This is a genomic window from Pseudomonas sp. MPDS (genome assembly GCF_013283895.1).
GTDB lineage: Bacteria > Pseudomonadota > Gammaproteobacteria > Pseudomonadales > Pseudomonadaceae > Aquipseudomonas > Aquipseudomonas rhizophila.
Window position 1 is genome coordinate 6,060,232 of sequence record NZ_CP054128.1, and the last position, 12,813, is coordinate 6,073,044.

The following is a 12,813-nucleotide window of genomic DNA, read 5'->3' on the forward strand; positions in this document are numbered from 1 at the left end:
TAGATCAATAGCGAATATAAAAAACTGTTCACTGGCGGCTTCGGGCCTAGCCGCTCATGATTATTTCCGAGGCTTCGAGAAGGCCTCGAGTTGCTGAAAGAGGAGAAGGTTCGGAGAAGGCTACAGGGGTGGGCCTGATCCGAAGACGCAAAAGCCCCGCCCGGCGTGCTGCCGGGCGGGGCTTCTTTACTTCGCTACGTCTTACATGAAGTTGTAAGTGTAGTTGAAGATCACGCGAGTCTGATCCTGATCATCGCCAACACCGCTGCTGCGGTAGGAGCCGTGACGCACGGTGGTACCGAAGCCTTTCAACGCACCCTGCTGGATGACGTAATCCACACGCATGTCGCGTTCCCACTCGGAGTAATCGCTTGAGCCGCTGACGGTTTTAACCTCATCACCACGCAGGTAGGAAACCGAGGCTTTCAGGCCTGGAACGCCCAAGGAAGCGAAGTCGTAGGAGTATTGGCCGAAGGTGGTATTTTCACCGGCACGGACAAACCCGTTGATCATGCTGTCGGTGAACAGGTAGAAGCTCGCACCACCGGCACCTTCGGGGCGACCGTTGCCATCAACTACGTTGCCCTGGTTCAGGTAGACAAAACCACCGTCATCGCCGACTTGCTGGTGACCCAACAGGAAGGCACTGCCGCCGAGGGTGTAAGTGAACATCGCGCTCCAGGTCTTGTTATCGACCTCGCCCGGGTTCTTGGCATAGCCACTGTTGTTGTTGAAGCGATAGCCCGCGTCGCCGTTACGGCCATCCGAGCTGCTGTCGAAATAGCGCAGGTCGGTCTTGAAGGATTGCCCCTCGCTGATCGGGAAAACGTGTACCGCGCCCAGGAAGTGCTGCTTGTAGTAATCCTGCAGGTTGGCGTAGTAGTACTGCAGGGTCAGGTCTTTGGTGACCTTCCAGTCAGCACCGGCGTAACGGAACTGGTTGCTTTCCTCGGTACCGCCCGCCACTGCCAGACCAGTGCTGTTGCTCGATGCACGACCTGTGGCGTGTTCCAACTGACCAGCGTTGAAAGTAACGTTGTCGATTTCCTTGGAGGTGATGGTGCCACCTTCAAAGGTCTGTGGCAGCAGACGGCTGTCGTTGGCAACCAGGATCGGCAGGTTTGGTGCCAGGGCGCCACCCACGTGAGCTTCGGTTTTGGAGAAAAGTGCCTTTACGTTGCCGGACAAACGGCTCCACTCATGCACAGCCGAACCATCAGTATCGGCTGGCATATAGGAGCCGGCGTTACGACCCCTCCCCCCATCGAGACGAATACCAACCAGCGCCTGAGCGTCGATGCCGAAACCAACCACACCTTGCGTGAAGCCAGATTTGTAGTCGAATTTGAGGCCGGTGCCCGTTTCGCGCAGATCTTCAGTGCCCGTTTCACGGTTATCGTTATTGAAATACAACGTACGAGAACTGACAGACGCCTTGCTGTCCTCGATAAAACCCGCGGCGCCTGCCTGCTGCGCCAGAACCCCAACGGCCACAGCCAGGGCCAAGGTGGACTTGTTCATGCTTCGCTCCTCTCGTTTTCTAATTCTTGTGTGTCTTTGGTTCCGGATCGAACGCCCGGAATCCGCGGATGCGTGATTAGCGCCAGACCGTGACTGGCAAGTCAATCGTAAGCATTTGTGATTACGACCATCGTCTAACCCCGCGACATCGGCCCGCAGAATAATGGTTTGTTTATAAATCTAAAAAGAATTGTTTCATAAGTTTTCAGCTCATTTGGAAATATCACCGCCATCAAAGCGTCATCCAACGGTGACATGGCATATCGGCCAGTCTGTGAATTACTGAATGTTTTTATTGATGGCGGTTCTGCACTGTGGCGATCCTGGGAAACGCAGCAGGCTCCCAAGCATTCCAAATGCAGCACTCATGGACAAAACAGCGTAGCTGCGATCTTGATGGATTCCAGCCTGACGGATCATTGTCTGGAATCAAGAAGGTCGCAGCTACGCGGTTCGCTCCGATGTGCGGCTCCCCCAGGCAGGACGCCTAGAGGGCTTTTTCGAAGATTTTCGAGTTGCGCTGATAGTTGTACAGCGATGCCCGCGCCGCTGGCAGGCGCTCGACACTGCTGGGCTCAAAGCCCCGCTCGCGGAACCAATGGGCCGTACGGGTGGTGAGTACGAAGAGCGTCTTGAGCCCTTTGGCCCGAGCCCGGGTTTCGATCCGCTCCAGCAGCTCATCGCCACGACCGCCGTGGCGGTATTCCGGATTCACCGCCAGGCACGCCAGCTCCCCGGCATCCGAATCGGCGATCTGATAAAGCGCCGCGCAGGCGATGATCATGCCTTCGCGTTCGACCACGCTGAACTGCTCAATCTCACGCTCCAGCACTTCGCGGGAACGACGCACCAGAATCCCCTGTTCTTCCAGCGGGCTGATCAGGTCCAGCAAACCGCCGACATCCTCGATGGCCGCTTCGCGCACCACCTCGAATTGTTCCTGGGCCACCAGCGTACCGCTGCCATCGCGGGTAAACAGTTCGGCCAGCAACGCACCGTCTTCGACGTAGCTGACGATATGACTGCGCGCCACACCGCCGCGACAGGCCTGGGCCGCCGCATCCAGCAGCTCGGCCTGATAGTCGCTGCCCAGCCGTTGCATGTGGGCCGGGACCTGTTGCGGGCGCAACTCGCGCACTAAACGACCGTCTTCGCCGATCAGCCCCTGCTCGGCACCGAACAGCAGCAGTTTGTCGGCTGCCAGGTCGATGGCCGCCCGGGTCGCCACGTCTTCGCAGGCGAGGTTGAAAATCTCCCCGGTCGGCGAATAGCCCAATGGTGACAGCAGGACGATGGAGCGTTCGTCCAGCAGGCGATTGATGCCCTTGCGATCGACCCGACGGACTTCGCCGGTGTGGTGATAATCCACGCCTTCCAGTACGCCGATGGGCCGTGCCGTCACCAGGTTGCCGCTGGCGACCCGCAGGCGCGAACCCTGCATCGGCGAGGACGCCATGTCCATCGACAGGCGCGCTTCAATGGCGATGCGTAGCTGGCCGACAGCGTCGATCACGCACTCCAGGGTTGCAGCGTCGGTGATGCGCATACCGTGGTGGTAATGGGGCGTCAGGCCCCGCGCGGCGAGGCGGGTTTCGATCTGTGGACGCGAACCATGAACCAGCACCAGGCGCACGCCAAGGCTGTGCAGCAGCACCAGGTCGTGGACGATGTTGCCGAAGTTCGGATGTTCCACACCATCGCCGGGCAGCATGACGATGAAGGTGCAATCGCGGTGGGCGTTGATGTAGGGCGAAGCGTGACGAAGCCAATTGACGTATTCGGGCATGAACCTGGGCCTGTAAATAAATAGCAGCCGAAAAAAGACGAAACGGAACGCACAGCGGGCTGATGGTTATCGTCGGAACAGGCTTGGCGACACGCGCGCTCTCCTCATGAATACGGGCCCGGATGTGGGCAATTTAGCCGGCCGTGGCCGGTGTCAGGCAGTAATGTTCGATCAGTTGCCGCAATAGCTGCACGGTAGGTTGCAAACGTGACATTTCAAGGTACTCGCCCGGTTGGTGGGCACAGGCGATATCGCCGGGGCCAAGTACCAGGGTTTCGCAGCCAAGACGCTGAAGATAAGGCGCTTCGGTGCCAAACGCCACTGCTTCGGCACGATGGCCGGTGAGTCGCTCGGCCACTCGCACCAGTTCGCAGTCTTCGGCCTGCTCGAAGGGGGGCACTTCGGGGAACAGCGGTGCGTAGTCGATCTTGACTTTATGGCGCTCGGCGATGGGATTGAGCTTCTGCTGGATCGCCGCCCGCAAGACATTCGGGTCCATGCCGGGCAATGGCCGCAGGTCGAACTCCATGGAGCACTGACCGCAAATCCGGTTGGGGTTGTCGCCACCGTGGATGCAGCCGAAATTCAGGGTTGGCTGTGGCACGGTGAATTGCGGGTTACGAAATTCGCGCTGCCATTGCAGACGCAGGCCACGCAACTCGCCCATGGCGTCGTGCATCGCTTCAAGGGCGCTGTGACCCAGGCTCGGGTCGGAGGAATGACCGCTGCGCCCGAGGATGTCGATGCGCTCCATCATGATGCCTTTGTGCATCCGAATCGGCTTGAGGCCGGTCGGCTCGCCGATCACCGCCGCACGCCCCAACGGCCTTCCGGCATCGGCCAGGGCACGGGCGCCGGCCATGGAGCTTTCTTCGTCGCAAGTGGCCAGGATCAGCAAGGGCTGCTTGAACGGTTGCTCCAGCAAGGGCTTGACCGCTTCGATGGCGAGGGCGAAAAAACCCTTCATGTCGCAACTGCCCAGGCCAACCCAACGACCATCGACCTCGGTGAGCTTCAGCGGATCGGTCTGCCACAACTGGCCATCGAACGGCACCGTGTCGCTGTGCCCGGCCAGTACCAGGCCTCCGGGACCGCTGCCGAAACTGGCCAGCAAATTGAACTTGCCGGGGCTGACCTGCTGGATATCGCAGGAGAACCCCAGATCGACGAGCCAACCCGCCAGCAGCTCGATCACGGCACTGTTGGACTGGTCCAGCCCAGGTTGGGTACAACTGACCGAAGGCGCGGCGATCAGGGCAGCGAACTGATCTTTCAGGGTGGGCAAAGGCATCGCTGGCTCCGGACTTACAAATTGATGTCCATCATAGAACCATCTTGCGCGAGTGTCCTGTCTCACCAAAAAGGAACAGTATTGGTGAGACAGGACACTCCCATAAACCGCCGCGGCGCGTAGAATGGATGAGTCCTGTACACTGCACGGCCTTGGCAGCCACACCTTCCCCCGGCTGCGCACCCGATCCCTGGATTTTCCGGCCATGCAGAAAGAAACCGAAATCAAACTCCGCGTCAGCCGCGAGACCCTGGCAGCCTTGCGCGAGCACCCATTGCTCAAGAAACGCAACAAAAGCGGCTGGGAACGCCACGAACTGATGAACCAGTATTTCGACACGCCAGAGCGTGACCTGGCCGGGGCCAAGGTCGCCCTGCGCCTGCGTCGCGACGGCGAAGAGGTGATCCAGACCCTCAAGACTCGCGGCCAGAGCATCGCCGGCCTGTCCGAGCGCAACGAGTACGACTGGCACCTGCCCAAAGCCAAGCTCGACCTGAAGAAACTCGATGGCGAATGCTGGCCAGAGGCGTTGGCCGAACTGGACAAGAAAACCCTCAAGGCCATCTTCACCACCGATTTCGTGCGTGAACGCGCGGAAATCGCCTGGGGCCGCGGCAAAAGCAAAGTGGTCATCGAGGCCGCGCTGGACCTGGGCCACGTCGTGGTCGGCAAGCAGAAGGAAGAAATCTGCGAGCTGGAGCTGGAATTGCGCGAAGGTGAACCCGCTGCCCTGCTGGAACTGGCCGCCGAGCTGGCCGCGACCCTGCCCTTGATGCCGTGTGATATCAGCAAGGCCGAGCGCGGTTATCGCCTGCATGATGCGAACAGCTATGCCCTGAGTCTGCCGGCCCCGCAATTGACCGCCGAGATGCCACTCGATGATGCCTTTGCCGCGCTGAGCTGGCATTTGCTGAGCAGCAGCCAGCGTCTGGCCGAACAGTATCGTTTCAACGGCCACTGGCGCCTGCTGCAGGACTGGGTGGAAAACCTGGCCGAATTGCGCGCCCTGCTCAGCAGTCTCGGCCAGGCCGCACCACGCCAATCAACGCATGACTTGCGCGTCGCCCTGGACGCACTGCTGGAAGACTGGCGCCCGTTGGTCCAGGCCGGCCTGGATGACGAAGACGTGCGCAAGGCCGCGCCGGAACAGTTCCTTGAAGAGCTGCAAGACCCGCGCTGGGGCCAATTCTCCCTCAACACTTCACGCTGGCTGCTGGCCCGCAGCTGGGCCGCCGAGCGCAACACCCGCGGCAATCGCCAGGGTGCCGCCCAACTGGCTAGCTGGCTGCCGCGCCTGCTGGGCGAAGAGTCCTCGTCGCTGCAACTGCAACGCTATCAGCAACAGCCGGAAGACCTGGCCGAACAGCTGCCGCGCATTGAACGCATCCAGGCCTGGCTGCACCACGCTCGCCATGTGCTGGAAATCCCGGAAATGGACCGCCTCTACGGTGAGCTGAACAAACTGGCACAACTGGCCAACGAACCGATTACCGAAGAAGCCCTGGAGGCGCGCAAGCAACAGGCGATTGCGGTTTATCAGAATCGGGCCTGGAAGACTTTGCTGCGCCTGTAACATCGCCATCGCGAGCAGGCTCGCTCCCACAATGGATCTTCGGCGAACAGAGATCCCATGTGGGAGCGAGCCTGCTCGCGATGGGGGCCAGCACAAACACCGCAAAAACAAGCTCAGCGCACCACCGGCAAACTCGTCGTCGATTTGATCTCCGACAGCGCCACAATCGAGTTCACTTCCTGGATCCCCGGCACCATCGACAGCTTTTCGAAGAAGAAGCGTTCATACGCCTCGATGTCCGCCGTGACGATGCGCAGCAGGAAATCCACCGACCCCATCAGCACGTAGCATTCCAGCACCTCGGGAAAGCCGCGAATGGCTTCGGTGAACTCGGTGAAGTTCGAACGTCCGTGCGCGTTGAGTTTGATTTCGGCGAATATCTGCGTGTTGAGGCCGATTTTCTTGCGATCGAGCAAGGTCACCTGACCGCGAATAATCCCCTCCTCCTTCATCCGTTGAATCCGCCGCCAGCAGGGTGATTGGGACAAGCCCACCTGTTCGGCGATCTGCGCGCTGGACAGCGAAGCATCCTCTTGGAGCAGCGCCAGGATCCTGCGGTCGTAGCCGTCCAACTCTCCGTGCATAAATAAACCTCTTCTAGGCTTAATCCAGAATCATACGATTCACCGGATCTGAATAATCATTCATATTAGATAAGAAATACCCCGTCGCGCATGTAAACATTTCTCCACATCCCCGGAGACCGTCCATGCCCCCTCTCGAAGCCGTCACCTCCAACCGACCCGATGTCTGGCACGCCCAGAATCGCCATTGTCGCGCCCACTACCATCTGCGGGCCGAAGCCGAACCGGATCTGCTGTGCCGGGCGCTGAATCTGTTTGCCTTGCAAGGCCTGACACCCCGGCAGGTCCACGTCGAACGCGACGACGATCTGCTGTCGATGGAGATCCTCATGGACGGGTTGAGCTGGCACCGTGCCCAAGTGCTCGCTGAAAAATTACGTAACCTGATCAGCGTGTGCTCCGTGGACCTGCAAGACGCTGACAGTGCGCGCCTTGAGCCGGCCCAGGCGGCAGGCTGAACGGCTGCCGGCAAGAATTCGAAACGCATTGGTCGGGTAGTGGCCCAACGGTCCATAGTGTCGGGACTATTCTTTTGCAGACCGAGCGAGGACGCCGAAGCGTCTGTATCGCGGCTTTGCTGCAATTGTCCAATAGGAACCCGCATGTCCACCAAACACGCCACTCAGGACCGCTGGCTGGACCTCAATGATCTGCTGCGCCAATTGGTCGCCCAGGGCTTCATCAGCCAGGACTGCGCCGAAACCGCACTCAATGCGCGCCGGCGCCATAGCGCCAGCGCCCAGCTGCACCCACTGGAGTTCATCGCCAACCAGCATCTGGACGATCTCAGCCGCCCCGGCAAGCGCCTGGACCTGGAAAGCCTGACCCTCTGGCTGTCGCAACAGGCCGGCCAGCCCTACCTGCGCATCGACCCGCTGAAAATCAACGTGGCGGCCGTCACGCCGCTGATGTCCTACGCCTTTGCCCAGCGCCACAAGATTCTCGCGGTGGCTGTGGACCGCGACGCGGTCACGGTGGCCAGCGCCCAGCCTTACGTCAGCAGTTGGGAAGCGGACCTGACCCATGTACTCAAGCTGCCGATCCAGAGGGTCGTTGCCAACCCGGTGGATATCCAGCGCCTGAGCGTGGAGTTCTATCGCCTGGCCAAATCGGTCAGCGGCGCCACTACGGTCGACCAGCAACCGAGCAACCTGAGCAACTTCGAACAACTGCTCAACCTGGGCGCCAGCGATCAGGAGCCGGACGCCAACGACGCCCATATCGTCAACATTGTCGACTGGCTGTTCCAATACGCCTTCCAGCAACGTGCCAGCGATATCCACATCGAACCGCGTCGCGAGCAGGGCACGGTGCGCTTTCGCATCGACGGGGTGCTGCACACCGTCTATCAGTTCCCGCCGCAGGTGACGATGGCGATCATCAGTCGCCTCAAGAGCCTGGGGCGGATGAACGTCGCGGAAAAGCGCAAGCCCCAGGACGGTCGGGTCAAGACCAAGACTCCGGACGGTGGCGAAGTGGAATTACGCCTGTCGACGCTGCCCACGGCGTTTGGCGAAAAAATGGTCATGCGGATCTTCGATCCCGAAGTACTGCTCAAGGACTTCGACCAGCTCGGCTTCTCCGCCGATGACCTGCGCCGCTGGCAAGACATGACCCGTCAGCCCAACGGCATCATCCTGGTGACCGGCCCCACCGGTTCGGGCAAGACCACCACCCTCTACACCACCCTCAAGAAGCTGGCGACACCAGAGGTAAACCTTTGCACCATCGAGGACCCGATTGAAATGGTCGAGGCGTCCTTCAACCAGATGCAGGTGCAGCACAACATCGACCTGACCTTCGCCGCCGGGGTCCGGGCGCTGATGCGGCAAGACCCGGACATCATCATGATCGGCGAGATCCGCGATCTGGAAACCGCTGAAATGGCGATCCAGGCGGCGCTCACCGGACACCTCGTCCTCTCGACCCTGCACACCAACGATGCACCGAGCGCCATCAGTCGCTTGCTGGAGCTAGGCGTGCCCCATTACCTGATCAAAGCCACGGTGCTCGGCGTCATGGCCCAGCGCCTGGTGCGCACGCTGTGCCCGCACTGCAAGGCCCCTCTGACCCTGGATGAAGACGATTGGCAGACCCTGACACGCCCCTGGCAGGCCCCGTTGCCGGCCAATGCCCAACAGGCCGTCGGCTGCCTGGAATGCCGTGACACCGGCTATCGCGGCCGCGCCGGGGTCTACGAAATCATGCAATTGACCGACAGCGTCAAAGGCTTGATTCACCCCGACACCGACCTGCTGGCGGTGCGTCGCCAGGCATTCAAGGAAGGGATGCGCAGCTTGCGGTTATCGGGCGCACAAAAAGTCGCCGCAGGGCTGACGACCGTTGAGGAAGTCCTGCGCGTGACCCCGCAGAGCGAGCAGAAGTAGCTGTGGGGAGAGGCTGTGGGAGCAAGGCTTGCCCGCGATGAAAATGACGCGGTCTCCCAGGGAAGCAAGGCGCCTGCATCGCGAGCAAGCTTTGCTCCCACTGAGTGATGACAATGGCCGTTTGCCCTACACTCAGGGCGCGCAAGTCATTTTCAATCAGAACAGGGAACAGTCATGCAGATCGGTAGCGTACTTTTACTTTTTATCGGCCTCGTGGTCGCCATTCTATTCATGGGCTTCAAGGTCGTGCCCCAGGGCTACCAATGGACTGTCGAACGGTTCGGCCGCTACACCAACACCCTCAAGCCCGGCTTGAACATCATCATCCCAGTGATGGATCGCATCGGCCGCAAGATCAATGTCATGGAAAGCGTACTGGACATCCCACCTCAGGAGGTCATCACCGCCGACAACGCCACGGTGCAGATCGACGCGGTGTGCTTCTTCCAGGTGGTCAACACCGCCCAGGCTGCGTACGAGGTCAACAACCTCGAGCACGCGATCCGCAATCTGCTGCAAACCAATATCCGCACCGTGTTGGGGTCCATGGAGCTGGACGCGATGCTGAGCCAGCGTGATGGCATCAATGAAAAACTGCTGCGCACTGTCGATGAAGCTACAGCACCGTGGGGCATCAAGATCACCCGGATCGAGATCAAGGACATCAGCCCACCGGCCGACCTGATGGCCGCCATGTCAGGGCAGATGAAAGCCGAACGCATCAAGCGTGCCCAAATCCTGGAAGCCGAGGGCTTGCGAGCGTCGGCGATTCTCACCGCCGAGGGCAAGAAGCAGGCGCAGATCCTCGAGGCAGAGGGCAGCCGCCAGGCCGCGTTCCTGGAGTCCGAGGCCCGCGAGCGTCAAGCGCAAGCCGAAGCGCTGGCCACCCAGGTGGTATCCCAGGCAATCGCAGACGGCAACGTCCAGGCCGTGAACTACTTCGTCGCGCAAAAATACATTGATGCGCTGGGCCGCCTGGCGTCGGCCAACAACAGCAAAGTGATCCTGATGCCGCTGGAAGCCAGTCAGGTCATCGGAGCGGTTGGTGGCATCGGTGAGATCGTCAAGGCCACCTTCGACAGCAAGAAAGCCTGAGGCGCCAATATGTGGGTGTTCCTGCAACAACTATCGTACTGGGACTGGCTGGCGCTGGGCGTCATCCTGCTGATCCTCGAAGTGTTTGGCGCCGGCGGCTACCTGCTGTGGATCGGCATAGCCGCCGCCGCGGTCGGCGTGCTCACGTTCATCCTGCCGCAGATGCCGTGGGAAATGCAGTTCCTGTTGTTCGGCCTTTTCGCCATCGCGACAGCACTGTACTGGTGGCGACGCCAGCGCAGCGCAGTACGCCAAAGCGATCAACCGCTCCTGAACCTGCGCGGGCAGGAACTGATCGGCAAGGTCTTTCAGATTCATGAAGCGATTATCGATGGACGCGGCAAGATCAAGGTGGCGGACAGTGTCTGGCTGGCCAAGGGGCCCGAGTCGCCCGTGGGCACGCGGGTCAGGGTGGTGGCACAGGAAGGCGCGGTGCTGCTGGTAGAACGGGCTGACTGAGACGTCATGGAACTCAATCGAGGAGTTGGTTATCCAAAGTCATAGTTAACCCAGTGGAGTCACCTATCATGCGTCTCAAACTTGCTGTCGCGACCTTGGCCTTGCTTGCTCTTCCTGTCGGCTCGGCAATGGCCGACACGTTTTGGCGTAACGTCATCTCGTCCGGTGCAACCACCGGTTCCACCTACCTGACTTTCAAGGATAACAAGCTGATCGTCGCCGCTCAGGACGACGCCGGCAGCTTCGTTGCCAGCGACGGCGGTATCCGTGGTCCATACCTGGAAGCTGCGATGCAGAAAGTCCGTGCCGACAACCCGGGCTTGCAGGCCACCGACATGGAACTGGCCAACGCGATCCTGGCGAAAAACGCCGTCGCCCAGGACTGATTCCAGACCGATGGAAAATGCCGCTCGATTGAGCGGCATTTTTTTGCCTGGCAATTCTCTCCAAGGCACTTAAACCTGTGGGAGCGAGCCTGCTCGCGATAGCGGTGGATCAGTGGCAGCCATATTGACTGACCCACAGCTATCGCGAGCAGGCTCGCTCCCACAGGTTTGTTGCTTATTCGCCGATAGCGGCCTTGTAGCCTGCTGCATCAAGCAGCTTGTCCAGCTCGGCCTTGTCGCTTGGCTTGAGCTTGAAGATCCATGCACCGTAGGGATCGGAGTTCAGCAGTTCCGGTGAACCGCCCACGTCTTCGTTGATTGCGATCACTTCGCCACTGATCGGCGAGTAGATGTCGGAAGCGGCTTTTACCGACTCCACCACACCGGCCTGGTCACCCGCGGAATAAACCTTACCGACCTCGGTCAGTTCGACAAACACCACATCACCCAGAGCTTCCTGCGCATGATCGCTGATGCCCACGGTGACGGTACCGTCAGCTTCCAGGCGCGCCCACTCGTGGCTTTCGGCAAAATGCAAATCGGTAGGGATAAAACTCATACTCTGTGTCCTCAAGAGAAGTGTCAGCGGCCAGCGGCCCGCCGCAAAAGGTTAGATCAGGGTTTTGCCATGGCGGACGAAGGTCGGCTTGACCACTCGTACCGGGTACCACTTACCACGAATTTCTACCTCGGCACGATCGGCGGTGGCCATCGGAACGCGTGCCAAGGCAATTGACTTGCTAAGCGTAGGAGAAAAACTACCACTGGTGATCTCCCCTTCGCCAACATCGGCGATGCGGACCACCTGATGAGCGCGCAGAACGCCGCGTTCTTCCAGCACCAGGCCCACCAGTTTTTGCTGTACACCGCCGGCCAGCTCGGCTTCCAGAGCACTGCGCCCGATGAACTGACGGCTCGCCGGTTCCCAGGCGATGCTCCAGGCCATGTTCGAGGCCAGCGGAGAAACGTCCTGGTGGATGTCCTGGCCATACAGGTTCATGCCAGCTTCCAGGCGCAAGGTATCGCGAGCGCCAAGGCCGATGGGAGAAATGCCGGCGCCCACCAGATCATTGAAAAAACTTGGGGCTTCGTGGGCAGGCAGGACGATTTCCAGGCCATCTTCGCCAGTGTAGCCGGTACGGGCGATGAACCAGTCACCGTCGGCACGGCCTTCGAAAGGCTTGAGTTGCTGGATCAGTTGGCCGCGCGATTGCGAAACCAGTTCGGCAATCTTGTGCCGGGCCTGGGGGCCCTGGATCGCCAGCATTGCCAGTTCGGGGCGTTCAAGCAGGTGCACATCGTATTCACCAAGCTGTGCCTGCATCCAGGCCAGGTCCTGATCGCGGGTCGAGGCGTTGAAGACCAGCCGATAGCCGTGCTCGACCCGATAAATGATCATGTCGTCGACGATGCCGCCGCGCTCGTTAAGCATGGTGCTGTACAAGGCACGTCCCGTGTCCTGCAAGCGATCGACATCGTTGGCCAGCAAGCGCTGCAACCAGACCTTGGCCTGGGGACCGGCGACATCGATAACGGTCATGTGGGATACATCGAACACACCGCAGTCGCGACGCACCTGATGGTGCTCCTCAACCTGCGAGCCGTAATGCAAAGGCATATCCCAACCGCCAAAATCGACCATCTTCGCGCCGAGGGCGAGATGAAGGTCATACAGAGGCGTACGCTGTCCCATGGGTGTCTCCTTCCGGGATTGGCGAAGGTGCGGACGAG

The 12,813-nt window shown here is 60.2% G+C and carries 12 protein-coding genes; 6 read left to right on the forward strand and 6 right to left on the reverse strand.

Going from position 1 to position 12,813, the window contains the following annotated elements:
* Nucleotides 1-201 precede the first annotated feature (201 nt).
* The 3 genes from HQ912_RS26930 to argE all read right to left on the reverse strand — a co-directional run bounded on the left by HQ912_RS26930 (nucleotide 202) and on the right by argE (nucleotide 4,598).
* The gene (locus tag HQ912_RS26930) at nucleotides 202-1,521 is read right to left on the reverse strand and encodes an OprD family outer membrane porin (protein ID WP_173407488.1); all 1,320 of its coding nucleotides are present in this window, start codon (nucleotides 1,519-1,521) and stop codon (nucleotides 202-204) included.
* Nucleotides 1,522-2,008: 487 nt separating this feature from the next.
* On the reverse strand, nucleotides 2,009-3,307 hold the full coding sequence (gene argA, locus HQ912_RS26935) for an amino-acid N-acetyltransferase (RefSeq protein WP_047226067.1): 1,299 nt from the start codon (nucleotides 3,305-3,307) through the stop codon (nucleotides 2,009-2,011).
* A 133-nt stretch (nucleotides 3,308-3,440) separates the two neighbouring features.
* A complete protein-coding gene (gene argE / locus HQ912_RS26940; RefSeq protein ID WP_173407489.1) occupies nucleotides 3,441-4,598 on the reverse strand; it encodes an acetylornithine deacetylase in 1,158 nt (385 codons plus the stop codon).
* A 205-nt stretch (nucleotides 4,599-4,803) separates the two neighbouring features.
* On the opposite strand from argE, the gene HQ912_RS26945 reads away from it, so the two are divergent.
* Complete coding sequence (locus HQ912_RS26945; RefSeq protein ID WP_173407572.1) at nucleotides 4,804-6,171, forward strand: inorganic triphosphatase; 1,368 nt, start codon at nucleotides 4,804-4,806, stop codon at nucleotides 6,169-6,171.
* 113 nt (nucleotides 6,172-6,284) lie between these two features.
* On the opposite strand, the gene HQ912_RS26950 is transcribed toward HQ912_RS26945, so the two are convergent.
* Nucleotides 6,285-6,755, reverse strand: a complete 471-nt coding sequence (locus tag HQ912_RS26950; protein ID WP_047226070.1) for an Lrp/AsnC family transcriptional regulator — start codon at nucleotides 6,753-6,755, stop codon at nucleotides 6,285-6,287.
* 125 nt (nucleotides 6,756-6,880) lie between these two features.
* Here HQ912_RS26950 and HQ912_RS26955 point away from each other — a divergent pair, with 125 nt between their 5' ends.
* From HQ912_RS26955 to HQ912_RS26975, 5 genes are all read left to right on the forward strand, one after another.
* Nucleotides 6,881-7,213: a hypothetical protein gene (locus tag HQ912_RS26955; protein WP_047226071.1), complete on the forward strand. Its 333-nt coding sequence runs from the start codon at nucleotides 6,881-6,883 to the stop codon at nucleotides 7,211-7,213.
* Between the two features lie 144 nt (nucleotides 7,214-7,357).
* On the forward strand, nucleotides 7,358-9,142 hold the full coding sequence (locus tag HQ912_RS26960; RefSeq protein ID WP_047226072.1) for a GspE/PulE family protein: 1,785 nt from the start codon (nucleotides 7,358-7,360) through the stop codon (nucleotides 9,140-9,142).
* A 174-nt stretch (nucleotides 9,143-9,316) separates the two neighbouring features.
* Nucleotides 9,317-10,237 carry an SPFH domain-containing protein gene (locus HQ912_RS26965; protein ID WP_047226073.1) on the forward strand — a complete coding sequence of 307 codons (921 nt, stop codon included), beginning with the start codon at nucleotides 9,317-9,319 and terminating at the stop codon, nucleotides 10,235-10,237.
* Between the two features lie 9 nt (nucleotides 10,238-10,246).
* Nucleotides 10,247-10,696, forward strand: coding sequence for an NfeD family protein (locus tag HQ912_RS26970; RefSeq protein ID WP_047226074.1), 450 nt, complete (start codon nucleotides 10,247-10,249; stop codon nucleotides 10,694-10,696).
* Between the two features lie 65 nt (nucleotides 10,697-10,761).
* On the forward strand, nucleotides 10,762-11,082 hold the full coding sequence (locus HQ912_RS26975; protein WP_171061308.1) for a DUF2388 domain-containing protein: 321 nt from the start codon (nucleotides 10,762-10,764) through the stop codon (nucleotides 11,080-11,082).
* 175 nt (nucleotides 11,083-11,257) lie between these two features.
* Here HQ912_RS26975 and gcvH read toward each other — a convergent pair whose 3' ends face one another.
* Together gcvH and gcvT are read right to left on the reverse strand one after the other, a co-directional pair.
* Nucleotides 11,258-11,641, reverse strand: a complete 384-nt coding sequence (gene gcvH / locus HQ912_RS26980; protein ID WP_047226076.1) for a glycine cleavage system protein GcvH — start codon at nucleotides 11,639-11,641, stop codon at nucleotides 11,258-11,260.
* Nucleotides 11,642-11,692: 51 nt separating this feature from the next.
* Nucleotides 11,693-12,775, reverse strand: a complete 1,083-nt coding sequence (gcvT, locus tag HQ912_RS26985) for a glycine cleavage system aminomethyltransferase GcvT (protein ID WP_047226077.1) — start codon at nucleotides 12,773-12,775, stop codon at nucleotides 11,693-11,695.
* Nucleotides 12,776-12,813: the final 38 nt, after the last annotated feature.

Excerpts from the sequence above, each read along its gene's own strand:
- gcvT (WP_047226077.1), bottom strand. The coding sequence starts at position 12,775 with ATGGGACAGCGTACGCCTCTGTATGACCTTCATCTCGCCCTCGGCGCG.
- HQ912_RS26950 (WP_047226070.1), bottom strand. The coding sequence starts at position 6,755 with ATGCACGGAGAGTTGGACGGCTACGACCGCAGGATCCTGGCGCTGCTC.
- gcvH (WP_047226076.1), bottom strand. The coding sequence starts at position 11,641 with ATGAGTTTTATCCCTACCGATTTGCATTTTGCCGAAAGCCACGAGTGG.
- HQ912_RS26945 (WP_173407572.1), top strand. The coding sequence starts at position 4,804 with ATGCAGAAAGAAACCGAAATCAAACTCCGCGTCAGCCGCGAGACCCTG.
- argA (WP_047226067.1), bottom strand. The coding sequence starts at position 3,307 with ATGCCCGAATACGTCAATTGGCTTCGTCACGCTTCGCCCTACATCAAC.
- argE (WP_173407489.1), bottom strand. The coding sequence starts at position 4,598 with ATGCCTTTGCCCACCCTGAAAGATCAGTTCGCTGCCCTGATCGCCGCG.
- HQ912_RS26960 (WP_047226072.1), top strand. The coding sequence starts at position 7,358 with ATGTCCACCAAACACGCCACTCAGGACCGCTGGCTGGACCTCAATGAT.
- HQ912_RS26970 (WP_047226074.1), top strand. The coding sequence starts at position 10,247 with ATGTGGGTGTTCCTGCAACAACTATCGTACTGGGACTGGCTGGCGCTG.
- HQ912_RS26965 (WP_047226073.1), top strand. The coding sequence starts at position 9,317 with ATGCAGATCGGTAGCGTACTTTTACTTTTTATCGGCCTCGTGGTCGCC.
- HQ912_RS26955 (WP_047226071.1), top strand. The coding sequence starts at position 6,881 with ATGCCCCCTCTCGAAGCCGTCACCTCCAACCGACCCGATGTCTGGCAC.
- HQ912_RS26930 (WP_173407488.1), bottom strand. The coding sequence starts at position 1,521 with ATGAACAAGTCCACCTTGGCCCTGGCTGTGGCCGTTGGGGTTCTGGCG.